The sequence below is a fragment of the Paractinoplanes bogorensis genome (assembly GCF_018829635.1).
Lineage (GTDB): Bacteria > Actinomycetota > Actinomycetes > Mycobacteriales > Micromonosporaceae > Actinoplanes > Actinoplanes bogorensis.
Genome location: NZ_JAHKKG010000013.1, coordinates 19,983 through 42,095, shown reverse-complemented (window position 1 = coordinate 42,095; position 22,113 = coordinate 19,983). Strand labels below are relative to the sequence as shown.

Below are 22,113 nucleotides of genomic sequence, written 5' to 3'. Positions count from 1 at the left end.
GAGTTCACCCTGAGAACGCTCAGGGCTGCACGATCGGGGTCGTGAGGACGCCGCGTCCGGTCAGATCCGTTGGAGAAGGACGCTGCCAGGCCGCGCGGTCGAACACGATCAGGGCCAGCGCGACCACAGTCCAGGCGACGAGGCCGAGGGCCAGCACGTCGGAGGTGTCGCCGCCGTCGTAGCCGAGGGTGCCGGGCACGATCGCGCCCTGCACGATGTGGAACAGCATGACCAGCAGCACGCTGCCGCCGGAACGACGGAACAGCCAGCAGTAGACAAAGGTGATCACGAAGGTGGTGGGCAGGCCGGCCCAGCCGATCGGGTTGCCCTCGTCCAGGAACAGCAGTGGCAGGTGCCAGAGGGTGACGACGGCGCCCAGGATCGCCGCCGAGATCAGGGGCGACCAGCGGGAGTCGAGGCGCGGGAGGGCGAAGCCGCGCCAGCCGGGTTCCTCGCCGAGCGGGCCGTCGAGCGGGTTCACCCAGCGCAGCAGGAACAGCAGGGTGACGTCACCCCAGGCGAGCGACCAGTCGGCACCACCGTGGACGACGGCCGTGGTCACGATGACCAGCAGCGGGAGGCCGATCGCGGCCAGGTAGCAGTACCAGGGGACGCGCCAGCGGATCATCCGCCGGCCCAGGTCGCGCAGCGTGCCGGTGGCGGCGGCGACGATCAGGGCGGCGACCAGCGGGCCGCAGGGCAGGAAGATCCCGAACGGCCACGGCGCCCAGGAGATGGCGAACGTGAGAAGGAAGAACGCGACAAGTGAGGTCATGCCCATCACGCTCGTCCGGGCCGTCGGCCCGCACAGGGCGGTTTTCTGGCATGTTCGCCGGGGGCGGGCCCGCCTATTCTGCTGGCATTGACCGCCAAACCCTTTCCCGCCGTACGCGGCTGGTGGCGCTGGCCTCGGCCGGAGTCGCCGCCGCGACGATGTCGATCGCCCTCGCGCTGCCGGGCGGACGGGTCGGGCAGGCCGTCCTGTTCGTCTGGATCTCGCTGTCCTACGTGTCGTGCGGACTTCTGGCCTGGCGCCGCCACCCCGCATTCGGCCGGCTGATGGTGGTGGTCGGCCTCGGCGCCGCCCTGTCCACCCTGGCCTGGTCGCCGGTGCCGCTGCTGTTCACCGTCGGGCAGGCGCTCGACCTGGTCGTCGTCGTGCTGTTCCTGCACGTGTTCCTGGCCTTCCCGGCCGGGCGGCTGAGCGGACCGGCGCGGCTGCTCGTCGGGATCGGGTACGCGGTCTCGATCGGTCTGCAACTGGTCACGATGGGGCTGGGCGGGTTCGGGCCGGGAAACCTGCTGCGGGTGGTGGACGCGCCGCGGGCGGCCGACGCGGTCCACACGGCCGAGCTGGTCGCTCTGAGCGTTCTGCTGCTGGCCGGGGTCGCTGTGCTGGGGGTTCGTCGTGCGGGTTCAAGGCCGGCGCGCTGGCTCGTCGACGCGTTCACGCTCGGGCTGGTCGCCCTGGCCGTCCTCCTGGTGATGGGCGTGTTGTCCGCACCCGGGTTCGCCGTCGTGCAGGCGGTGACGCTGGGCGTGCTGGGCCTGGCCCCGGTGGCGTTCCTGGCCGGGCTGCTCGAAGCGCGGCTGGCCCGGGCATCGCTGGGCGAGCTGATGGTGGCGCTGCGGGCCGAACCCGACGACCTCTCCCCCGCGCTGGCCCGGGCCCTGCGCGACCCGACCGCGCGCCTGCTCTACTGGCTGCCGCAATATCTGTGCTGGGTCGGATCGGACGGCGTCCCGGCCTCCCTCGGCGAATCGGCGACCCTGATCCGGCGCGACGGCGAGCCGGTGGCGGCGATCGTGCACCACCCTTCTGACGATGCTCTCCTCGACGCAGTCGTCGCGGCCGTCGAGATGGTGCTCGACAATGGACGGTTACGAGCCGAACTGCGGGCCGGGCTGGCCGAGGTGCGCGGGTCGCGGGCCCGGGTGGCCGAGGCGGGCCGCCGCGAGCGCCGCCGGCTCGAACGCGACCTGCACGACGGCGCCCAGCAGCGGCTCGTCGGGCTGTCGCTGCGGCTGGGACTGCTCGAGACGCGCCTCGACGGCGATCCGGACGCCCGGCAGGCCGTGGTCGAAGCCCGGGCCGAGGTGGCGACGTCGCTGGCCGAGCTGCGCGACCTCTCACGGGGACTGTATCCGGCCGTGCTGAGCGCGCACGGGCTCGCGGTCGCGGTGGAGTCGGTGCCGGCGCCGGTCCCGATCCGGCTCATCTGCGAGGTGCCGGGCCGGCTGCCCGAGGCGATCGAGGTGGCGGCCTACTACGTGGTGTGCGAGAGCCTGACCAACGTCGGACGGCACGCCGGTGCGTCCTCGGCCGCGGTGTCGTTGCGGCTGGCCGGCGACCGCCTGCTGGTGGAGATCTCGGACGACGGCACGGGCGGCGCCGACCCGGATCGGGGCAGCGGACTGCGCGGGCTGGCCGACCGGGTCGAGACGCTCGGCGGGACGTTGCGGGTGCGCAGCCCGGCCGGGGGCGGCACGCGGGTGCGGGCGGAGCTGCCGTGCGGGTAGCGATCGCGGAGGACAGCGTGCTGCTCCGCGAGGGGCTGGCCAGCCTGCTGACCGGGGCCGGCTTCGAGGTGGTGGCCCGCTGCGGCGACGCCTCCGCGCTGCTGCAGGCGGTGGCCGCGCTGGCGCCCGACGTCGCGGTGGTCGACATCCGGATGCCGCCGACCCACACCGACGAGGGTCTGCGGGCCGCCATGAAGATCAGAAGAGACTTTTCCCGTACGGCTGTGCTGGTGCTCTCGCAGCACGTCGAACCGGCGCTCGCGATGACCCTGTTCGCCGATTCCGCGGCCGGCGCGGGTTACCTGCTCAAGGACCGGGTCTCCGACGTCGCCGAGTTCGTGTCCTGCCTGCGCCGGGTGGCGGCCGGCGGCACCGCGGTCGACCCGGTCATCGTGTCGTCGCTGGTGTCCCGGGCCCGCGCCGACGACCCCCTGGCCGCGCTGACGCCGCGCGAGCGGGAGGTGCTGGCGCTGATGGCGAGCGGCCACTCCAACCAGGGCATCGCCGACCGGCTCGTGCTGACCCTGCGGGCGGTCGAGAAGTACGTGTCGAGCATCTTCGGCAAGCTCGACCTGCCCGCAACCGGCGGCGAGTCCCGGCGGGTGCTGGCCGTACTCCTCTTCCTCCGGCGGTAGCGTCGCGCCCATGTGGTCCTCGGTCATCGCCCGCCGCGCGGCCCGTAACTTCCTGGACGAGCCGGGCTCGGACGTCGGCGAGGTCGTCGCGGCCATGGGCGGGGCGCACGCGCAGGTGATGTCGGCCGGGCTGCAGTCGGTGGCCCTGCGGCTGAAGGGCGGGACGGTCGCGGGTGTGACGTCGGCGCTGTGGGACGACCGCACGCTGGTCAAGACGTGGGGGCCACGCGGGACGGTGCATCTGCTGCCCACACGTGACCTGGGGCTGTGGACGGCGGCGTTGTCCGCGCTGCCGCACAAGTCACCGATGACGCCGGGGAAAACCGATCAGATCGTGGCCGCGTTGTCCTCCGCGGTTCGTGATGCCGCGGACGGCCTGACCGTCGACGAACTGGGGGCCGAGGTGGTGAAGCGGGCCGGTTCCTGGGCGGGGGATCTGGTCATGCCCGCGTTCCAGACGATGTGGCCACGGTGGCGTCAGATCGTGGGGACGCCGGCCACCCAGGGTGTGCTGTGTTTCGGGCCGCCACGGGGGCGCAAGGTCACCTATACGAGCCCGCCGGCTTTCACGCCCTGGGAGCCTTCGGCAGCGTTGCAGGAGGTCGTGCGGCGGTACCTGTGGTCGTACGGGCCCGCCACTCCCGCCGAGATCACGCGGTGGCTGGCCGTGCCGCCGGCGTTCCTCCGTTCGGTTCTGCCGCTGGAGATCGTCGACGACCCGCTACCTGACTCGCGTGCCTCCGGAGTGCGGTTGCTGCCCTATTTCGACGCGTACGTCGTGGCCTCGCACCCGCGGGAGGTCGTGTTCCCGGGGCGGGCGTTCACCCGGGCGCTGAACCGCGGTCAGGCCGGCAACTTCCCCGTGCTGCTGGTCGACGGCCTCGCGGCGGGTGTCTGGCACCAGCGCCGCGCGGGCCGTCGCGTTCACCTCACGGTCGAGCCGGTCGAGCCGCTATCCCGCCACCGGCTGGCCGCCCTCGACGACGAGGTCGCGCGGCTCGGTCAGGCTCTGGACCTCCGGCCCACTCTCGAGATCGGCGTGGTGTCCGTCGGGCCGCACGCCTGAATCCGGCTTCTCCTCCCCCGGGATCGAGGCGATGCCGCCCAGGATGAGCAGGCCGCCGAGCATCTGCAGCACGGTCAGCGACTCGCCCAGCACCAGCCAGGCGAAGATCGACGCGAAGACCACCTCGAGCAGGCCCAGGAACGACGCCAGGCGCGAGCCCAGCCGGGACGAGCCGGCGATCCCGGTGGAGTAGGCGATGGCCGTACCGGCGATCGCGACCACGCCGAGCGGCACCCACCAGGGCGCGGTGGTGCCGAGCATCGGGACCGAGCCGCCCGCCGTCTCGAACGGGATCGCCCCGGTCAGCCCGATGAGGCCCAGCGCGAGGCCGCCGAGCAGCAGGCCCGAACCGGCCAGCGCCACCGGGGGCAGGCCGTCGGCGGGCCGGGCCGCGACGACGAAGTAGACCGCGCAGCCGATGGCGGCGGCGAACGCCAGGACGAGGCCGATCGGGTCGACCGCCTGCAGGGCGCCGGGGCCGATCACCAGGACCAGGCCACCGATGGCGAGCACCGAGCCGAGCAACACCGTGAACCTGGGCAGGCGGCGTGTGGTGGCCCAGGCCCACAGCACCAGCAGCAGCGGCGCCAGGTATTCGATGAGCAGGGCGGTCGAGACCGGGATGCGGGAGATCGCCGCGAAGTAGGCGAGCTGGGTGAAGGCGACCGCGATCAGGCCCATGCCGGCGATCCGCCAGCGGGCCCGCCACACCGCCGACCAGCGGCCACGCAGCGCGAGCAGCACGACCGGGAGGAGGACGACGCTGCCGGTCAGGGCGCGTACGGTGACGGCGGCGGCCGGGGACCAGCCGGCCTCGAGCAGCGGCTTGATGAAGGCGCCGGACGTGCCGAACGAGATCGCCGACAGGATCATCGCGACCAGGCCGACGTGCTTCGGTGCGAGCCTCACGGCACCCTCCCCCTGTCATGAGTAAACTTGCTTACACCCCTGACGCTAGGCCCCGACTCAGTGAGGAGTCAAATTGCTTTTTGCCCCTGACACGGTGGAGTCGCTGAACTTCGTGGTGGCGCTCGGCAACACCACGCCGGGCAGCTCGCGCAGCGGGGAGGACGAGCTCGCGACGGTCGATCAGCTGGCCGGTTTGCTGAGCCGGTTCTCGTACACCGGACGCATCGACCACGACAAGGCCGAGTTGCTCTCGGTGCGTGACGTGCGTACGCAACTCCGGTCGCTCTGGGTCCTCGACCGTGACGAGGCGGTCGGCGTCGTCAACCAGATGCTGCGCGACGCCCGCGCGTTGCCGTTCCTGACCCGGCACGACCAGCTCGACTGGCACCTGCACGCCACCTCGCCGGACGTGCCGCTGGTGGTGCGCATGCGGGCCGAGATGGGGCTGGCCTTCACCGACGTGATCCGGATGAACGAGATGGGCCGCCTGCGGGTCTGCGAGGCCGACGACTGCGACGGGCTGGTGCTCGACCTGTCGCGCAACGGGTCCAAGCGCTTCTGCACCGTACGCTGCGGGAACCGGATGAACATGATCGCCTTCCGGGAGCGGAACTCTTAGCCTCGAGGTCTCTTGAGGCCGGCGTCGTAGGCAGCGATCACGAGCTGAGCGCGGTCGCGGGCGCGCAGCTTGGCCAGCAGGTGGGTCAGGTGGGTCTTCACGGTCTTCACCGAGATGACCAGAGCCTCGGCGATCTCGTCGTTGGACAGTCCGCCGGCGACCAGCGTCAGCACCTCGACCTCACGCGCGGTAAGGCCCCGCAGCGACGGACGGTCACGGGTGGCGCCGGGAGCGGACACGAAGTGGTCGATCAGCCGGGTCAGGATGGACGGCGCGAACAGCGACTCCCCGCGGTGCGTGCGGCGTACGGCCTCGATCAGTTCCTCGGGGTGGGCGTCCTTGAGCAGGAACCCGCTCGCGCCGGCGCGCAGGGCCTCGTGCACGTATTCGTCCAGTTCGAACATGCTCAGGACGAGCACCCGGCACGCTCTCAGCTCGGGATCGCGGCAGATCCGGCGGGTGGCCTCGAGGCCGTCGACCCGGGGCATGCGGATGTCCATCAGGATCACGTCGGGCTGGTGGGCGCGGGCCTGGGACTCGGCCTCGGCGCCGTCGCCCGCCTGCGCGACGACCTCGAGGTCGGTCTCCTTGCCGAGGATCATCGCGAGGCTGTGCCGGAGCAGCGGCTGGTCGTCCACGAGCAGGACGCGGATCACGCCGCGACCTCGTCCGGGATCCGTACGGTCAACTGGAAGCCGCCGTCCTTGGGGCGTGCGGCCAGCGTGCCGCCCAGGGCGGTGACACGCTCCCGCAGGCCGATCAGGCCGTGCCCGGCGCCGGGATTCGCCGCTTTGCCTCCCGCGTCGGCCACACTCACGACGAGGTCGCCCCGGTCGCGGCGGATCACCACCCGGACGTCGGTCGGGCCGGCGTGACGGGCCGTGTTGCTCAACGCCTCGCGTACGGTCTGGCAGATCGTCATCTGCACTCCGGGTGACACCTCGCCCAGGTTCATCACGGTCAGTTCCGCCCGTAGTCCCGCCTTCTCGGCCGTGCGCACGATCTCTTCGAGGTCTTTGAGGCCCACCGTCGGCGTTCTCGGCGCGTGTTCGTTCCGGTCGCGCAGGATCTCCAGCATTCGCCGCAATTCCGCCGTGGCGGTGCGGCTCGTGTGCTCGATGTCGGTCAGCGCCTGCTCCACTTCGGCCGGCTTGGCCAGGTGCCGGGTCGAGGCCGCCCGTACGGTGATCAGCCCGAGCCCGTGCGACACGATGTCGTGCAGATCCCGCGCGATCTTGAGCCGCTCCTCGACCACGGCCCACTCGGTCAGCCGCTGCTCGTAGGCCCACCGATCGGCCCGCCACCGCCGCACCGCCCAGACCGCCGCCGCCACCGCAGCCCCGGCGATCGCCAGCGGCACGATCGTCGCCGCCGGGCCCTCGGCGCCGCCGGTCACCATCGCCAGCAGCCCGATCACGCCCACCGCGACCAGCACCGGGACGGCCCTGGTACGCCACTTGGGACGGCCGTTCGCGCTCATGCCGCCGACTGTAGTTCTCCGACCAGGGTCCGAGACGGCCCGGGAAAGATGGACCCCTGGTTCGACGCCGCGCGCGGCCCGTTCCGGTTGACTCCTCACATGATTGCGATCGACGGGGTGTCACGGCCCGGAATCCTGCACGACGTCTCCTTCGAGGCTCATCCCGGCCGGGTCACCGGTTTCCTCGGCCCGAACGGCGCCGGCAAGACCTCCACCGTGCGCATCCTGCTGGGATTGGATCGTCCGGCCCAGGGCAAAGCGACGATCTTCGGCTTCCCGTACGCGTCCTGGCCGCGCCCGCTGACCGTCGTCGGTGCTCTGCTCGACGGCAGCGGTGCGCACCGGGCGCGGTCGGCGCGATCACATCTGCGCTGGATGGCCGCCAGCAACGGCCTGCCCCGGTCCCGGGTCGACGAGGTGCTCGAGATCGTCGGCCTCACCGGCGACGCGCGCAAGCGGGCGGGCCGGTTCTCGCTGGGCATGGGCCGTCGCCTGGGCCTGGCCGCCGCCCTGCTCGGTGACCCACCGGCGCTGGTGCTGGACGAGCCGCTCAACGGCCTCGACCCGGCCGGCATCCGCTGGATGCGCACGTTCCTGCGCCAGTGCGCGGCCGAGGGCCGCACCGTTCTGCTCTCCAGCCACCTGATGACCGAACTCTCCTCGACCGCCGACGACGTGGTCGTCATCAGCAACGGCCGAGTGGTAGCCCGCGGCACGGTGGCCGAGGTGACCGCGGGGCACGACACGCTCGAAGACGCCTTCCTGGCCCTCACCGGAGCGGCACCCCGATGATCCCCGTTTCCGTTCCTGGGCCGCGTCCTCTCCAGTCGATGGTGGGGGCCGAGGTGCGCAAGCTGCTCGGCCTGCCGACCGCCTGGGTGGGACTGACGCTGGGCCTGATCGCCGCGCCGCTGCTGGTCTTCGTCAACGCTCCGGCCCTGCGCCGGGCCATCGAGTCCGGCCAGATCCCCGACGTGTCCGACGTGGGCTACGAAAACCTGGGCATCGGCCTGCTGGGCGCCCTGATCCTCGGCGTCGTCGCGGTGAGCAGCGAATACACCTCCGCCGGCGACGACTCGCCCGGCGCCCACCAGCTGACCGCCACGCTGCTGGCCATGCCCCGCCGCGGCCAGATGCTGACTGCCAAGGCCGCCGCCCTGGTGCTGGTGGCCGCCGTCCAGGGCGCGCTGACGGCGACCGCCACCGTCCTGCTCACGCGAACGGTCCTGCCCGTGCCACCCATCTCCCCGTCCCGCGTGGCCGCCGCCACCCTCTACTGGTGCCTGCTCGCACTCCTGGCCTACGCGGTGACCCTGATCTTCCGCAACGGCATCATCACGCTGACCGTCTTCATCGTGAACAGCTCGGTCGTCTCAGTCTCCTACCTGCTGACCAAGCTGACCCCGTGGGCCGCCTACCTGCCCGACATCGTCGGAGCCCACATGTTCCTGCGTTCCCATCCCAGCGACGTAGCGATCCCACCCGTGACCGCGGGCGTCGTCATGGCAGCCTGGGTCGCGGCCCTGCTGACCGTGGCCGCCTACTTGTTCCGCCGGCGTCCGGCATGACCAACCCACCGATCGGCGGTTCGCTGCCCACCCACGGATCGCACAGCCGGCTCGGCTCGCACGGTTGGTTGCGCTCGCGCGGATCGCTGGGCTCGCTCGGATCGATGCGCTTGCGCGGACGGCTGGACTCCCGCAGATGGCCGCGCTCGCGCGGATGGTTGCCCTCGCGCGGATGGCTGCGCTCGAGGGGATGGCTGGACTCCCGCAGTTGGCTGGACTCACGCGGATGGCTGCACTCACGCGGACGGCTGGACTCCCGCAGATGGTTGCCCTCGCGCGGCTCGCTCGGCTCCCATGGGTCGCTCGGATCGGCGCGCTCGCACGGATGGCTGGACTCCCGCGGATCGCTCGGCTCGCGCCGACGGTTGCCCTCGCGCGGCTCGCTCGACTCCCGTAGATCGCTCGACTCACGCAGATCGCACGGATGGCTGGACGCCCGCGGATGGCTGGACGCCCGCGGATGGCTGGGCTCGGGCGGATGGCTGGGCTCGGGCGGATGGCTGGGCTCGGGCGGATGGTTGTCCTCGGGCGGATCGCTCGGTTCACGTGGATCGCTCGGATCGGCGGGCTCGCGCGGATGGCTGAACTCCCGCGGATCGCTCGGTCCGCACCGATGGTTGCCCTCGCGCGGCTCGCTCGACTCACGTCGATCGCTCGACTCACGCGGATCGCTCGAATCGGCGCACTCGCGCGGATGGCTGGACTTCCGCGGATGGCTGGGCTCGCGCGGATGGCTGGGCTCGCGCGGACGGCTGGGCTCGGGCGGATGGTTGTCCTCGGGCGGATCGCTCGGCTCACGTGGATCGCTCGGATCGGCGGGCTCGCGCGGATGGCTGAACTCCCGCGGATCGCTCGGCTCGCGCCGACGGTTGCCCTCGCCCGGCTCGCTCGACTCACGCAGATCGCTCGAATCGGCGCACTCGCGCGGATGGCTGGACTTCCGCGGATGGCTGGGCTCGCGCGGATGGCTGGGCTCGGGCGGCTGGCTGCGCTCGCGCGGCCCGCTCGGATCGCGCGGATGGTTGCGCTCGCGCGGATCGTTCGGCTCACGCGGTTCGCTCGGCTCACGTGGATCGATTGGATCGGTGCGCTCGCGCGGATGGCTGGGCGCGGCGGCTGGGGCTGAGGTTCGCAAGCTGGTGACGCTGCCGGCTTTGTGGTGGACCGTTGTGCTCACGTGGGTAGCCACGGTGCTGATCGCCTATGCGGCCCACCGCGCGGCGGCGGGCGACGATCCGATCCGGACGGCGCTGCGCTGGACCCAGGCCGGGTTCCTGGTCCTAGGCGCACTGGCCGTCACCCACGAATACGAGGCGGGCGGACAGATCCGCGCCACGTTGCTGGCGGTACCCCGGCGCGGGCGCGTGCTGAGTGGCAAGGGCGTCGCTGTGTTCGCGGCCGCCCTGATCGCCGCTGCCCCGATAGTGGTCGCAGCTGCGATGGCCGGTGGCGACCTCGGTACGACGGCCGGGACCAGTGTTCCCGGCACGTCTCTTGACCCGGGGCGACTCGCGTCACTGACCGCCTACCTCGTCGGCGTGACTCTGATCGCGGCCGCGACCGGGACTCTGGTGCGGAATTCGCTATCCGCCGTGGCAGTGCTGTTGACGGCCTTTCTTGTCGTCGCCCCTCTGGTCCGAGCCGGGCGGCCACAGACCGGACCATGGCTGCCCGACACGCTCCTGCTCGCCCCTTCGACCGGCGGGGTCGCACTGGCCGTCTGGACATCGGCGGCTGCGGCCCTCGCAAGCATCGCCTTTAGCCGCCGCAACCCCTGACGTCGACGCAGATAACCGGTCGCCGACCACCGCGCGCCACCGGCCACGGACCGCGAGCCACGGACCGCGAGCCACGGACCGCGAGCCACGAGCCACGAGCTCGGCCGGACATACGCTAGGCCGCCACCTCGGTCAGCGGCTTGCCCAGCGCACCCCGCAAGCGGAGCACCGCACCCCCGGCGGAGAAGCCGGCCACCGCCGAGACGATGCCGGCCCGGCTGAACACGGCCTTCAGCCGGTCGCCGTCGTCCAGGGGTGTCACCCGCACGTCGTCGCCGTCGGCCGGGTCGCCCAGGCAGGTGATCTTCAGGTGGTACTGGTCGCTCCACATCCACGGGACCGACTCGTACGGGGTGGGGCGGCCCGAGACTATCGCGGCCGCCACCGCCTCGGCCTGGTTGCCGGCGTTCGTCCAGTGTTCCGAGCGCCGGCTCACCCCGTCGGTCCCGGTCCAGCGGCACACGTCGCCCACGGCCCACACGTTCGGCGCTGCTCGGAGGGACTCGTCGCAGACGACGCCGTCCGCGAGGGTCAGGCCGCTGTCGCGCAGCCAGTCGGTTCGTGGCACCGCGCCGATCGCGACCACCACGTTGTCGGCGGGCACCACCGTCCCGTCGGCCAGTTCGACCCCCGTTACCGCGGAGTCGCCGCGGATCGCCGTCACGCCCGAACCGCAGCGTACGTCCACACCCTGCGCCCGGTGCACCGCCGCCAACCGCTCCCCCAGGCCCGCCCCCAGCAGCCGGCGCATCGGGGCGGTGTCGGCCTCGACCAGCGTCACCTCCACGCCGAGCGACCGGGCCGTCGCCGCCACCTCACAGCCCAGCACTCCGGCGCCGACCACCACGAGACGGCTTCCGGCCGCGAGCACCTGCCGCAGCCGGGTGGCGTCGGCCAGCGTCCGCAGCACGTGCACTCCGTGCGGTGGCTGGGGTACGGGCAGCCGCCGTGGTTCGGCCCCGGTCGCGATGACGAGCTGGTCATAGGAGAAGGAGCCGGAGGAGGTGGTAACGGTCGTGGGCGAAAGGGAAAGGACAGTCACGCCGGTGTGCAGCACGATCCCGGCGGCCGACAGCTCGGGGGAAGTGGCCAGCCAGACGGGCGGACGTTCACCCGCCAGGCCGGCCTTGGAGAGGGGCGGACGGTCGTACGGGAGGGAAGGTTCGGCCCCGAGCAGGGTCACCGGGCCCCGGTGGCCCAGGCGGCGCAACGTCTGCGCCGTCCGGACACCACCGAGGCCCGCGCCCACCACGAGCACCGAGCTCACAGCTTCATCACCACGGACTTCGTCTCGGTGTAGAGCTCCAGGCCTTCCTCGCCGAGTTCGCGACCCCAGCCGCTCTGCTTGAAGCCGCCGAACGGGAGGGCCGCGTCGCCCGAGTGGTACGTGTTGACGTACACCGTCCCGGCCTTGACCTCGGCCGCGATGCGGTGGGCGGCGGACAGGTCGCGCGTCCAGATGCCGGCGGCCAGGCCGTAGACCGTGTTGTTGACCGCGCGGCCGATCTGCTCGGGCGCGTCGAACGGGGACGCGACCACGACCGGTCCGAAGATCTCCTGCTGGACGACGACCGAGTCCTCGGTGACGTCGGTCAGCACGGTCGGGCGGTAGAAGTAGCCCTCGTCGCCGTGCCGGCCGCCGCCCGTGACGACCCGGGCGCCGCCGTCCACGCCCTGCTGGACGAGGCTGGACACACGGTCGAGGTGCTCGGCAGAGACCAGCGGGCCCATCTGGGTGCCCTCGGCCGTGCCGGCGCCGAGGCGGATGTCGCCGGCCAGCCCGGCCAGGCCTTCGACGACCCGGTCGAACACCGAGCGCTCGACGTAGAGGCGGCTCGCGGCCGTGCACACCTCGCCCTGGTTGCTGAAGATGGCCATGGCGGCGCCGCTGGTGGCGGCCTCGATGTCGGCGTCGGCGAGCACGATGTTGGGCGACTTGCCGCCCAGTTCGAGGCTGACCTTCTTGAAGTTGCCCAGCGCGGCCTGGACGATCAGCCGCCCGGTCTCGGTCGAACCGGTGAACGCCACCTTGTCGACGTCGGGGTGGGCGGCGATCGCGGCGCCGGCGGTCGGGCCGTCGCCGGTGACCACGTTCAGGGCGCCGGGCGGGAACCCGGCCTCGAGGGCCAGCTCGCCGAGGCGCAGCGCGGTGAGCGGGGTCTGCTCGGCCGGCTTGAGCACGACCGCGTTGCCGGCGGCCAGGGCCGGGCCGATCTTCCACGACGTCATGATGAGCGGGAAGTTCCACGGCACGATCTGGCCGACGACGCCGAGCGGCTGGCGCAGCGTGTAGGCGTGCCAGGGGCCGGGGCGGGACATCTCGACCGTACGGCCGCTGATCTTGGTGGCCCAGCCCGCGTAGTAACGCAGGCAGGCGACGGCCTCGGCCACGTCGCCGCGCGCGTCGCCGAGCGGCTTGCCGTTGTCGAGGCTCTCGATGAGGGCCATCTCCTCGGCGTTCTGTTCGAGCAGGTCGGCGAGCTTCCACAACATCGCCTGCCGGTCGGCGGGGACGGCCCGCGACCACGCGCCCTCCTCGAACGCCTTGCGGGCCGACGCGACCGCACGGTCGACGTCCTCGGTCTGTCCCTCGGCGACGGTGGCGAGCACCGAGCCGTCGGCCGGGTTGTGCGTGTCGAAGGTCTTGCCGGACAAGGCGTCGACGAACTCGCCGTCGATCAGAAGGCGATTACGAAAATCCACGGGAAACCTCTCAGCGCAGGGAGATGGTGAGGTGTTCGAAGGTCCGGATGTTGCTCTTGAGCACCCGCTCCGGCTCGCCGACCACGGCGTACTGGGGCGCGTACTTGAGCAGGGTCTGCACGGCGACGGTGGACTGCAGGCGGGCCAGCGGCGCGCCGATGCAGAAGTGCACGCCCTCGCCGAAGCCGAGCTGGCGCTTGGGCGGGCGGGTGATGTCCCACTCCTCGGCGTGGTCCCACTCGGCGTGGTCCCGATTCGCGGCACCCCAGATGATCACCGTACGACCGCCCGCCGGGATCTTCTCGCCGTAGTACTCGACGTCGCGAGTGGCCGTCCGGGCCATCATCTGCAGCGGCGGGTCCCAGCGCATGGTCTCCTCGACCGCGGCCGGCACCAGGGTCGGGTCATCGACGGCGAGCCGCCGCTGGTCGGGGTGCTCGAGGAACGCGCTGATGGTGTTGGTGATCAGCCCGGACAGGTTGTCGACGCCGGCCATGAACAGGAAGAAGCAGAGGCCGGTGACCTCGTCCTCCTCGAGCTCGCGGCTGGGCAGCCGGGTGTTGGCGAGGTGGCTCATCAGGTCGTCGCGCGGGTTCTTGCGGCGGTCCTCGGCCATCGCCGTGAAGTAGGCCCGGATGTCCTTGCCCGCCTGCACCGCCCGCGGTGGCAGCGTCATGTTGTCCTCGGGATCGCGGGAGACCACGGTCTTGAGGTAGTACGCCATCTGCGGCAGGTCTTCCTCGGGCATGCCGATGACGTGCGAGATGATGTGCAGCGGCAGCCCGCTGCTGTACTCCCAGGCGATGTCACATTCGCCGCGCTCGACGAACTCGCGCATCAGCTTGTCGGCGTGACTGCGCAAGAGCGGTTCGAGCTTCCGTACGTGTTTGGGCGCGAACGCATCCCGTACGAGCCCACGGATCTCGGTGTGCTGCGGCGGCGAGAAGTCGACGAAGTTGGCCGGCCGGAACTGCAGCGTGCTGCCGTCCAGGTCGACGCTCTCCTCGGAGGTGAACGTCTCCCAGTCGGAGGCGGCCGCCTTCACATCGGCGTAGCGGGACAACGCGTAGATGTCGCGCTCTTCGTTGTGGTAGAGCGGGTAGTGCTCGCGCATCTCCGCGTACGTCGGGTAGGGGTTCTGCAGACAGTCGTTGAGAAAAGGGTCATATACGACGGAAACCGGCATGATCAAACCTCCCGCGAATCAGTGGGTGGAGATGGCGTTGAAGGGACAGCCGACGACGGCCCGCTCGACGGCTCCGTCGCCGTCCGGCACCTCGTCGGCGATGACGATCGCCTTGTCGTTGTCGTCGAGGTCGAACGCCTCGGGCGCGTTCATGACGCAGTTGCCGTATCCGTCGCAGAGCTCTTGATCAACAGCGACCTTCATCGGGATGTCTCCTTCCAGGGTGAAATCAGGTGCTTCAAGCCGGTGCCGGCGCGCATCATGGCCAGCGCCCCGGGGTAGTCGCCGAGCGAATGTCGGTGGCTGACGAGCGAGTCGAGGCCGATCGGGTCGGCCGCGGCGAGGCGTACGGCCCGGTCGAAGGACCACAGCAGCGAGCGCGACCCGACGATGGTGATCTCGTTGTCGTAGACCTCGAAGGGCGAGAACGACGCCGTACGGTCGGTGCCCGCGACCCCCATCAGCAGGTAGCGCCCGCCCCGGGCGACTCGCCGCAGCCCGTCCTCGATGGCCGCCGGGCTCCCGGTGCAGTCGATGACGGCCCCGTACGCCCGCGGCGGATCGGGCAGATCACCCACCGAGGAAGCCCCGGCCCCGCGACGACGCTCCTCGTTCGCCTCGACCACGGTCACCGAGGCCGCGCCGCTGTGCCGGGCGTAGGCGGCCGCGAGCAGCCCCATCGGCCCCGCGCCGTAGACCAGCACATCGTCGCCGGCCACCGGCCCGAGCCGGTCGAACCCGTGCAGTACGCAGGCCACGGGTTCGACAATGGCCGCCCGCTCCGGGGTCAGCCCGGTCGCATCGAAGCAGGCCACGGCGGGCAGCGCGAGAAACTCGGCGGCACCCCCATGGCGGTTCACCCCGACCGCTGAGCGGTCCCGGCACAAGTTGGTGCGCCCGGCCGTGCAGCGCACACACCGTCCACAAGGGATCAGCGGGTTGACCGCGACGAGCGTGCCGACCGGCAGCCCCGGCACGCCGTGCACGACTTCGCCGGACAGCTCGTGCCCGGGGATCATGCCGGGCACGGCCGCCTCGCCGACCACGTGCAGATCGGTGCCGCACAGGCCGGCCGCGCGGACGGCCAGCACCACCTCGCCCGGCCCCGGCGTGGGGTCCGGGACGTCGGTCAGTGCGACGTCGCCGGGCCCGTTGATCACGACGGCTTTCACGGCCGGGCCGCCCAGGCGGGGGTGGCCGAGTAGACGCTCTTGGTCCAGGTGAAGAAGTCGAGCGCGCCCTGCCCCTGCTCGCGATAGGTGTTGGTGCCCGAGTCGCCGACCCCGCCGAACGGCGTGTTGAGCTCGACGCCGCTGGTCGGACGGTTGACCTTGACCACGCCGGCGTGCACCCGGTCGGCGAAGCGATGCACGGCGGCCAGGTCGTTGGTGACGATGCCGGCCGACAGCCCGAATCGCGAGTCGTTGACCAGGTCGATCGCCGCGTCCAGGCCGCCCGCGTCGAGCACCGCCACGACCGGGCCGAAGACCTCCTCGCGGGCGATGATGTCGGCCGGCCCGACGCCGGTGAGGATCGACGGGGCCATCATCAGCCCGTCGACGCGGCGCCCGTCGGTGACCGGCCTGGCCCCGGCCTGCACGGCCGCCTGCAGGTGGTCGAGGTTGGACGAGAGCTGGTCGTGCGAGACGACCGGGCCCATCAGCACGCCGTCGCCGAGGCCGTTGCCGGGCCGGTAGCGCTCGGCCTGCGCGGCCAGGGCCTCGACGAACCGATCGCGGATGCCTGGCGTGACGATGACCCGACTGGTCGCCGTGCAGGCCTGCCCGGTGAGCCCGAACGCGCCCGCCGCCACCACCTCAGCCGCGGTCTGCGGGTCGGCGTCGTCGAGCACGATCACCGCGTTCTTGCCGCCCATCTCGAGCTGCACCCGGATACGGCGCGGCGCGGCGCGCCGGTAGATGCCGTCGCCGACCGAGTTGGAGCCGGTGAACGTCACCGCGGCCACCTCGTCGGCGTCGATCAGTGTGTTGCCGACGGCCGAGCCGGAGCCGTTGAGCAGGGACAGCACACCGGCCGGCAGGCCCGCGTCGTGCAGGGCCCGGGCCAGGTGCCAGGCGCCGACCGGGGCGACCTGAGCCGGCTTGAGCAGCACGGCGTTGCCGGCGATGAGCGCGGGCGCTGTCTTCCAGGTGGGGATGGCGATCGGGAAGTTCCACGGGGTGATGACCGAGACCACGCCGAGCGGCTCGCGGCGGCTGTAGATGAGGTCGGTGCCGGCCGCCGACGGGTACGTTTCGCCACCGAGCCGCCAGCCCTCGTTGCCGTAGAAGCGCAGCAGCTGCGCCGCCCGCAGGGCCTCGCCGCGGGCCTCGGCCCGGGTCTTGCCCTCCTCGCGGGTGATGTCGTCGCCGATCTCGTCGGCACGCTGCTCGATCAGGTCGCCGGCGCGCTCGAGGATGCGGCCGCGGGCCGGGGCCGGGGTGCGGGCCCACTCCTGCGCGGCCTTGGCGGCGGACGCGGCGGCCGCGCGGACCTCGTCGGCCGTGGCCGCGGCGGTCCGGGTGACGATCTCGTCCAGGTCGGCCGGGTTGCGCCGGACGGTGGCGGGCTTGCCGGTCCAGACGCCGTCGATCAGGTTCTGGATCTCGATGGTGGACACGTGGAACTCCTTGCTATTTCAGGGCCAGGGCGTTGGCCGTCGACCCGGCGGCCCCGCGCACGTTCAGCGGAGCGGCGGTGAACAGGCCTTCGTAGACGCCGTCGGCGGCGCAGTGCGCGGCCAGCGGGCCCAGGTGGAACATCTCGCCGACGGCGAGCGCCTGGAGCGGGATCAGGGTGTCGTGCAGGAACGTGTCGGAGCTGGACATGTCGAACGGCATGCTCTCGACGGCCGGGCAGTCGGCGGCGATCGCGGACAGCCGCAGCCCGGTCAGCCACTCCGCCATCTCGGGGCCGGCGGCCAGGCCGGGCGCCGGGAAGAAGCCGGTGAGCGCGGCCCGGGCGTCCGCGTCGAGCGTCTCGTACCAGGTGGTCCAGCCGAAGTGCAGCAGCAGGATGTCACCTTCCTCGACGCTCACCCCCTGCCGGTCGAGCGCGGCCTGCACCTGATCCGCCGTGAACGCCGTCTGCACCGAGCAGTCGGTCGCGAGGTCGGCCAGCACCCAGCGACCGGCCAGGCCACGCCGGGCCCAGTGGTCGATGCCCAGCTTCGGATCGGCCGCGTCGCGCACCTGCTCGTCCGTGTGGCCCTGATAGAAACCGAACTTCGGATGCCGTACGTGCGACAGGCCGTCCCACTGCGACCCGGACTGCGGGTGGAAGTTGTCGTACTTGTCGTCCCACCCGTTGCCGAGGTCGATCGGGTGGTGCCGCAGCGACCCGCGTCCCAGGATCGGCGGGTCGGGCAGGGCCAGATCCCAATTCAACGAGAAGACGCTTCCCGTACGGACGAGAGCGGCTGCCCTCCGTACGCGGGAAGGGGTTTGCCGGTTGACCGCACCGACCTGGTCGCCGGGCCCGAACTCGGCCCACACGCTGCCGTCCGGGATCACGACGCGTCCACCTCGATCATCGCCTTGAGCGCGACCCGTCGCTCGGCCGCGTCGAGCAGCGCCGTCGGGGTCTCGCTCAGCGAGTAGCGCGCGGTGACCAGGTCGCTCAGTCCGACTTTGCCGGTCGCGAGCAGCTCGATCGCGCGGGGCCAGGTGCCGGCGTAGCGGTGCACGGCGGTCAGCGACAGTTCGCCGTACCGGATGATCGTCGACGAGATGGCGATCTGCGGCTTGCCGGGCACCCCGACCAGCACCGCCCGTCCGCGCGGCCGCAGCCGGCCCATGCCGTCGTCGAGCGCGGTCGGTGCCCCCGAGCACTCCAGGAACACATCGAGGTCGTCGGGCACGCCGTCCCAGCCGCCGCTCACGTCGACCGCCTTCACGCCCGGTTCGGCGCCGATCCGGTCGAGCCGCTCGCGGTCGATGTCGGTGACGATCACCTCGGCGGCGCCCTCGGCCACGGCGACCCGGGCCACGAGCAGCCCGATCGGTCCGGCGCCGGCGATCAGCACCCGCTCCCCCGCGGCCAGCTGGGCCCGCTGCACCGACCACACCGCGACCGACAGGGGCTCGAGCAGGGCGGCTTCGTCCAGGTTCACTTCTTCCGGTACGCGGTGCACGTTGCGCGCGGGCAGCACGACGCGCTCACGCAGCAGGCCGTGGTTCGGCGGCATGCCCAGGAACGTCATCCGCACACACAGGTTGTAGGTGCCGTTACGACACTCGCGGCACTCCCCGCACGCGATGCCCGGTTCGATCGACACCCGGTCGCCGACGGCCAGTCCGTCGACGCCGTCGCCAACCTCGAGCACCTCGCCGCTGCCCTCGTGGCCGATGACGACCGGGCCGTCGTCGAGCCGGAACCGGCCGATCTGCCCGTGGTCGTAGAAGTGGGCGTCGGAGCCGCACAGCCCGACTCGGCGCATGCGTACCCGCACCTGCCCGGCGGCCAGGGGCTCGTCGGCGAAGTCGGTGAGCGCGGCGTCGCGGGCGCCACTCAGCTGGATGCTCTTCATCGGGCCACCGCCATGTCACCGACGGCCTCGCGAGCGGGAGCGAGGTCCAGCCACTCGGCCGTGACGTCGAGCTGGCCGACCAGCATCTGCAGGCCGGGGTGGATCGCGCAGCCCCGCTCGCGGGCGGCCTCCAGAAGCGGCGTGACCTCGGGCTTCATGATGATGTCGGCCACGGTCACCTGCGGGGTGAGCCCGGACAGGTCGACCGGCAGCGGGTCGTCCGGTTTCATGCCGACCGAGGTGGTGTTCACGATGAGGGTGGCGTCCTGCACGGTGGAGGCATCGGCCACCGAGACGGCAAGCTCAGGAAATTCGCGTCGCACGTCGGCAGCGAGGGCCTCGGCCCGGTCGCGCGAGCGGTTGGCGATGCGCAGCGCGGCGATGCCGTTGAGGGCGAGCTCCATGGCCACGGCCCGGGCGCTCCCGCCCGCCCCGAGCAGCAGCGCACGGGAGCCGGCCGGGTCGAACCCGTTGGTCTTCAGCCCGTGCACGAAGCCGTAGCCGTCGAGCTGTCCGCCGAGCAGCCGGCCGTCGGGCAGCCGCTTGATCACGTTGCTGGCCCCGGCCCGCCGTACGCCCTCGGTCCGCTCGTCGAGCAGCCCGGCGATGGTCTCCTTGTGCGGCATGGTGACCCCGATGCCGGCCAGGTTCTCCCAGCTCCGGCACATGGCGACGGCCGCGGCCAGCCCGGCCGGCGCCACCTTGACCGGGATGCAGACTGCATCGATACCTCGACGGCGGAAGTACGCGTTGAACACGCCCGGGGTGCGTACGTGTTCGCTCGGGTAGGCGAAGTGCGCGTAGACGCGCGTGTATCCGCTGATGGGGTGGGACGTCATGAGTGGTCTCTCCAGTCGTCGGGCCAGTCGCCGAGGTCCGTGATCATGCCCGCGGCGAGCGCCGCCAACCGGGCCGCGCCGCGCGCCCCGGCCTCCGTGCTCGCCGGAATGAGGTGGTCGCCGAGCACGCGGGCGCGGACGGCCCGGATGTAGGCCGACCCGTACCAGCCGCCCGCGGTGATCAGCCGCTTCTGATCGGGCGCGTACGGCCCGAGCAGGCGCAACGCGTCGGCACAGCGCCGCGCGGTGAGGTCGACGACGGTGGCCCAGGCCCGGCCGTCGTCGAACGCGGTGAGCCGAGCGGTCAGCGCGGCCGGGTCGATCGGCGTAGCCGCGTCGGCCGGTTCACTGCCGGCCGCCGGGGCGGTCCGGGCCGCGGCTTCGCCGAGCGCGGTCACCGCGGCCGGGGTGCGGTCGCGGCCGAGCCGGTCGTCGAGGATCGCGCTCTGCAGCCGGCCCGAGCCGAGCGCGGCCATCAGGTAGTCGGCGCCCGCGATCACGTGCGGCCCGCGGGTGGCGCCCGCCGCCACGACCGCCGCCAGGTCACCCGGATCGCGGGCCGGTTCGGTGGTACGCAGCACGGCCTCCCCGGTGCCGTAGCTGCTGAAGGCGTCGCCCGGACCGAGCGCGCCCGCGCCGACCATCGCGGTGACGTGGTCGTGCCCGGCCACCGTGATCGTGGCGCCGGCGGCGAACGGCAGGGCGGCGTGGGCCCGGCCGGTGGGCGTCCCCGCGGTGACCAGTTCGGGCAGGCCGGCCGCGGGCAGACCGGCCCAGGCGACGGCCCGGTCCCACCAGCGGCGGCCGGCCACGTCGAGCATGCCGGTGCGGGTAGCCAGCGAGAGCTCGGCGACCGGACGGCCACCGGCCCACACCGCGGCCCACTCGGGCAGGCTCAGCCAGGTCACCGGGCGCAGGCCCCGCTCTCCGGTGAGCCAGGCCAGTTTCGGCAACGACCAGCGGTCCGACACCGGGAGGCCGGTGACTCCGGGATATTCGGGGCCGGCCTCCGCCCGTACGCGGGAAGCCTGATCTTTGCCGTTGGGGTCGAACCACGCGAACGCCGGGGCCAGCGGTGCGCCCGTGGCATCGAGGGGATAGCCCGCCTCGGCCAGACCGGTGAACCCGATCGCCTCGGCCCGCACGCCCGGGAGCGCCGCGGCCAGTTCGGTCAGCAGGTCGTGCAGCACCACGCCGAGGTCGTCGGCCCGCAACACTCGCGAGCCCGCCTCGTCCCGCCAGGGCGTGGCCCGCCGGGCGACGGCCAGCTGCCCGCCGTCCGACGCGGCGGCCAGCGCCTTGATGGTCGTGGTCCCGATGTCGATGCCGACCGAGACCCCGGCGTGAGTGCTCATTTCGCGGCCGCTCCGGTGTACGCGCCGACGACCCGCTCGATGTTGGCGCGGATCCCGGCCACCGTCTCCTCGTCGGTGGCCCGGCCGGCGAACAGCTCACGGAACTCGTTCTGCCACAGGCTGCGCCCGATCGCGAAGCCGATGAAGCCGGGCACCCCGTTGATCTCGCGCAGCCAGGTCTCCACCTGGTCGAGGTCCGCGCCGCCGCCGAGCAGGATCAGCGACGTCTCGTGCGGGGCGCCGCCCAGGCACTGCGCGGACACCCGGCGGTAGTCGTCGTCCGAGGCCAGCGGCTCGAGCTTCCACACCGACGGCCACACCCCGCCCGCCTGGTACTCGTCGATCGAGCGGCAGACCAGGTCGGCGTGCGCCGTACGCCGGTAGGTGTCGAGGTCGCCGGCCTCCTCCAGCTGCTCGGCGGTGGGCGGGCAGAGCAGCTCGAGCATGAACGGGACGCCGTTGTCGATGGCCCACTTGGAGACCGTCGCGGCCCGCTCGACCTGGCGCCGGCGGCGGTCCTCCTCCAGCGCCGGGTTGTGCACGATCAGCGCCTTGACCATGTCGACCGTGCCGAGCGGCAGGTGGTCTCCGAAGTCGTCGCCGTGCTCCAGGATGAACTCGCCGGTGCGGATGTCGAACTTGGGGCTGCGGCTCGCCTCGACCGGCAGAATCAGCGTGTAGCCGGCGTCCTTGACCTTCGGAATGACCGCCGACCCGTACTGGTCGTCGATCAGCACGCCGGTGTTGGCCGGCTGCACCAGGCCGGCGTCGGCCACCTCGAGCAGCGCCCGGAACGCCAGGTCCTTGGCATGGCCGAACCGTTCGGTCTGCTGCTCGGGCGTCAGTCCGTCGCCGAACAAGCCGCGCATCACCGCTCGATGATCCATCGCGAGGATGAGCAGCGGGTTGGGAACGTTGAGCATGAGG

General features: G+C 72.1%; 23 protein-coding genes. 7 read left to right on the top strand and 16 right to left on the bottom strand.

The window, feature by feature from the left end; translation table 11 throughout:
* Nucleotides 1–19: 19 nt before the first annotated feature.
* Nucleotides 20–775 carry a CPBP family intramembrane glutamic endopeptidase gene (locus KOI35_RS35920; RefSeq protein WP_215793163.1) on the bottom strand — a complete coding sequence of 252 codons (756 nt, stop codon included), beginning with the start codon at nt 773–775 and terminating at the stop codon, nt 20–22.
* Nucleotides 776–897: 122 nt separating this feature from the next.
* On the opposite strand from KOI35_RS35920, the gene KOI35_RS35915 reads away from it, so the two are divergent.
* From KOI35_RS35915 to KOI35_RS35905, 3 genes are read left to right on the top strand one after another with little or no spacing between them, the layout of a single operon-like run.
* Nucleotides 898–2,520, top strand: coding sequence for a sensor histidine kinase (locus KOI35_RS35915; protein ID WP_215793162.1), 1,623 nt, complete (start codon nt 898–900; stop codon nt 2,518–2,520).
* A complete protein-coding gene (locus KOI35_RS35910; protein WP_215793161.1) occupies nt 2,511–3,155 on the top strand; it encodes a response regulator transcription factor in 645 nt (214 codons plus the stop codon). The genes KOI35_RS35915 and KOI35_RS35910 overlap by 10 nt, the downstream gene beginning before the upstream one ends.
* A gap of 10 nt (nt 3,156–3,165) precedes the next feature.
* Nucleotides 3,166–4,221, top strand: a complete 1,056-nt coding sequence (locus tag KOI35_RS35905) for a winged helix DNA-binding domain-containing protein (RefSeq protein ID WP_215793160.1) — start codon at nt 3,166–3,168, stop codon at nt 4,219–4,221.
* Here KOI35_RS35905 and KOI35_RS35900 read toward each other — a convergent pair.
* Entirely contained in the window at nt 4,108–5,130 is a 1,023-nt protein-coding gene (locus KOI35_RS35900) for an EamA family transporter (protein WP_215793159.1), read from the bottom strand. The two genes, KOI35_RS35905 and KOI35_RS35900, sit on opposite strands and share 114 nt — an antisense overlap.
* A 73-nt stretch (nt 5,131–5,203) precedes the next feature.
* Between KOI35_RS35900 and KOI35_RS35895 the strand changes: the two genes are divergently transcribed.
* On the top strand, nt 5,204–5,749 hold the full coding sequence (locus tag KOI35_RS35895; RefSeq protein WP_215793158.1) for a CGNR zinc finger domain-containing protein: 546 nt from the start codon (nt 5,204–5,206) through the stop codon (nt 5,747–5,749).
* Here the strand turns inward: KOI35_RS35895 and KOI35_RS35890 are convergent.
* Nucleotides 5,746–6,405, bottom strand: coding sequence for a response regulator (locus KOI35_RS35890; RefSeq protein WP_215793157.1), 660 nt, complete (start codon nt 6,403–6,405; stop codon nt 5,746–5,748). The two genes, KOI35_RS35895 and KOI35_RS35890, sit on opposite strands and share 4 nt — an antisense overlap.
* Nucleotides 6,402–7,229 (bottom strand): sensor histidine kinase, encoded by an 828-nt coding sequence (locus KOI35_RS35885; RefSeq protein ID WP_215793156.1) that lies wholly within the window; start codon nt 7,227–7,229, stop codon nt 6,402–6,404. The genes KOI35_RS35890 and KOI35_RS35885 overlap by 4 nt, the downstream gene beginning before the upstream one ends.
* 99 nt (nt 7,230–7,328) lie before the next feature.
* On the opposite strand from KOI35_RS35885, the gene KOI35_RS35880 reads away from it, so the two are divergent.
* On the top strand, nt 7,329–8,021 hold the full coding sequence (locus KOI35_RS35880) for an ABC transporter ATP-binding protein (protein WP_215793155.1): 693 nt from the start codon (nt 7,329–7,331) through the stop codon (nt 8,019–8,021).
* Nucleotides 8,022–8,059: 38 nt separating this feature from the next.
* Nucleotides 8,060–8,797 carry a hypothetical protein gene (locus tag KOI35_RS35875; protein WP_215793154.1) on the top strand — a complete coding sequence of 246 codons (738 nt, stop codon included), beginning with the start codon at nt 8,060–8,062 and terminating at the stop codon, nt 8,795–8,797.
* Here KOI35_RS35875 and KOI35_RS35870 read toward each other — a convergent pair.
* Complete coding sequence (locus KOI35_RS35870; RefSeq protein ID WP_215793153.1) at nt 8,730–9,974, bottom strand: hypothetical protein; 1,245 nt, start codon at nt 9,972–9,974, stop codon at nt 8,730–8,732. The two genes, KOI35_RS35875 and KOI35_RS35870, sit on opposite strands and share 68 nt — an antisense overlap.
* Before the next feature lie 13 nt (nt 9,975–9,987).
* Between KOI35_RS35870 and KOI35_RS35865 the strand changes: the two genes are divergently transcribed.
* Nucleotides 9,988–10,575: a hypothetical protein gene (locus tag KOI35_RS35865; RefSeq protein ID WP_215793152.1), complete on the top strand. Its 588-nt coding sequence runs from the start codon at nt 9,988–9,990 to the stop codon at nt 10,573–10,575.
* Between the two features lie 115 nt (nt 10,576–10,690).
* Here the strand turns inward: KOI35_RS35865 and KOI35_RS35860 are convergent, their stop codons facing one another.
* From KOI35_RS35860 to KOI35_RS35810, 11 genes are read right to left on the bottom strand one after another with little or no spacing between them, the layout of a single operon-like run.
* Nucleotides 10,691–11,842, bottom strand: coding sequence for an NAD(P)/FAD-dependent oxidoreductase (locus KOI35_RS35860; RefSeq protein ID WP_215793151.1), 1,152 nt, complete (start codon nt 11,840–11,842; stop codon nt 10,691–10,693).
* The gene (locus KOI35_RS35855; RefSeq protein WP_215793150.1) at nt 11,839–13,278 is read right to left on the bottom strand and encodes an aldehyde dehydrogenase family protein; all 1,440 of its coding nucleotides are present in this window, start codon (nt 13,276–13,278) and stop codon (nt 11,839–11,841) included. The genes KOI35_RS35860 and KOI35_RS35855 overlap by 4 nt, the downstream gene beginning before the upstream one ends.
* 10 nt (nt 13,279–13,288) lie before the next feature.
* Nucleotides 13,289–14,464 carry a cytochrome P450 gene (locus tag KOI35_RS35850; protein ID WP_215793149.1) on the bottom strand — a complete coding sequence of 392 codons (1,176 nt, stop codon included), beginning with the start codon at nt 14,462–14,464 and terminating at the stop codon, nt 13,289–13,291.
* Nucleotides 14,465–14,482: 18 nt separating this feature from the next.
* Nucleotides 14,483–14,668 (bottom strand): ferredoxin, encoded by a 186-nt coding sequence (locus KOI35_RS35845; protein WP_215793148.1) that lies wholly within the window; start codon nt 14,666–14,668, stop codon nt 14,483–14,485.
* Nucleotides 14,665–15,636, bottom strand: a complete 972-nt coding sequence (locus KOI35_RS35840) for an alcohol dehydrogenase catalytic domain-containing protein (protein WP_215793147.1) — start codon at nt 15,634–15,636, stop codon at nt 14,665–14,667. The genes KOI35_RS35845 and KOI35_RS35840 overlap by 4 nt, the downstream gene beginning before the upstream one ends.
* Nucleotides 15,633–17,084 carry an aldehyde dehydrogenase family protein gene (locus KOI35_RS35835; protein ID WP_215793146.1) on the bottom strand — a complete coding sequence of 484 codons (1,452 nt, stop codon included), beginning with the start codon at nt 17,082–17,084 and terminating at the stop codon, nt 15,633–15,635. Before KOI35_RS35835 ends, KOI35_RS35840 begins: the two co-directional genes overlap by 4 nt.
* 13 nt (nt 17,085–17,097) lie before the next feature.
* On the bottom strand, nt 17,098–17,976 hold the full coding sequence (locus KOI35_RS35830; protein ID WP_215793145.1) for a cyclase family protein: 879 nt from the start codon (nt 17,974–17,976) through the stop codon (nt 17,098–17,100).
* Complete coding sequence (locus KOI35_RS35825) at nt 17,973–18,992, bottom strand: alcohol dehydrogenase catalytic domain-containing protein (RefSeq protein ID WP_215793144.1); 1,020 nt, start codon at nt 18,990–18,992, stop codon at nt 17,973–17,975. Before KOI35_RS35825 ends, KOI35_RS35830 begins: the two co-directional genes overlap by 4 nt.
* Nucleotides 18,989–19,831: a shikimate dehydrogenase family protein gene (locus tag KOI35_RS35820; RefSeq protein ID WP_215793143.1), complete on the bottom strand. Its 843-nt coding sequence runs from the start codon at nt 19,829–19,831 to the stop codon at nt 18,989–18,991. The genes KOI35_RS35825 and KOI35_RS35820 overlap by 4 nt, the downstream gene beginning before the upstream one ends.
* The gene (locus tag KOI35_RS35815) at nt 19,828–21,186 is read right to left on the bottom strand and encodes an FGGY family carbohydrate kinase (protein ID WP_215793142.1); all 1,359 of its coding nucleotides are present in this window, start codon (nt 21,184–21,186) and stop codon (nt 19,828–19,830) included. The genes KOI35_RS35820 and KOI35_RS35815 overlap by 4 nt, the downstream gene beginning before the upstream one ends.
* Nucleotides 21,183–22,109: a 2-deoxy-5-keto-D-gluconate 6-phosphate aldolase domain-containing protein gene (locus KOI35_RS35810; RefSeq protein ID WP_215793141.1), complete on the bottom strand. Its 927-nt coding sequence runs from the start codon at nt 22,107–22,109 to the stop codon at nt 21,183–21,185. Before KOI35_RS35810 ends, KOI35_RS35815 begins: the two co-directional genes overlap by 4 nt.
* Nucleotides 22,110–22,113 lie beyond the last annotated feature (4 nt).

What these genes read in the sequence shown, in the direction of transcription:
- KOI35_RS35920 (WP_215793163.1), bottom strand. Translation starts at nt 775, where the DNA reads ATGACCTCACTTGTCGCGTTCTTCCTTCTCACGTTCGCCATCTCCTGG.
- KOI35_RS35825 (WP_215793144.1), bottom strand. Translation starts at nt 18,992, where the DNA reads ATGAAGAGCATCCAGCTGAGTGGCGCCCGCGACGCCGCGCTCACCGAC.
- KOI35_RS35815 (WP_215793142.1), bottom strand. Translation starts at nt 21,186, where the DNA reads ATGAGCACTCACGCCGGGGTCTCGGTCGGCATCGACATCGGGACCACG.
- KOI35_RS35845 (WP_215793148.1), bottom strand. Translation starts at nt 14,668, where the DNA reads ATGAAGGTCGCTGTTGATCAAGAGCTCTGCGACGGATACGGCAACTGC.
- KOI35_RS35880 (WP_215793155.1), top strand. Translation starts at nt 7,329, where the DNA reads ATGATTGCGATCGACGGGGTGTCACGGCCCGGAATCCTGCACGACGTC.
- KOI35_RS35885 (WP_215793156.1), bottom strand. Translation starts at nt 7,229, where the DNA reads ATGAGCGCGAACGGCCGTCCCAAGTGGCGTACCAGGGCCGTCCCGGTG.
- KOI35_RS35850 (WP_215793149.1), bottom strand. Translation starts at nt 14,464, where the DNA reads ATGCCGGTTTCCGTCGTATATGACCCTTTTCTCAACGACTGTCTGCAG.
- KOI35_RS35905 (WP_215793160.1), top strand. Translation starts at nt 3,166, where the DNA reads ATGTGGTCCTCGGTCATCGCCCGCCGCGCGGCCCGTAACTTCCTGGAC.
- KOI35_RS35820 (WP_215793143.1), bottom strand. Translation starts at nt 19,831, where the DNA reads ATGACGTCCCACCCCATCAGCGGATACACGCGCGTCTACGCGCACTTC.
- KOI35_RS35810 (WP_215793141.1), bottom strand. Translation starts at nt 22,109, where the DNA reads ATGCTCAACGTTCCCAACCCGCTGCTCATCCTCGCGATGGATCATCGA.
- KOI35_RS35875 (WP_215793154.1), top strand. Translation starts at nt 8,060, where the DNA reads ATGGTGGGGGCCGAGGTGCGCAAGCTGCTCGGCCTGCCGACCGCCTGG.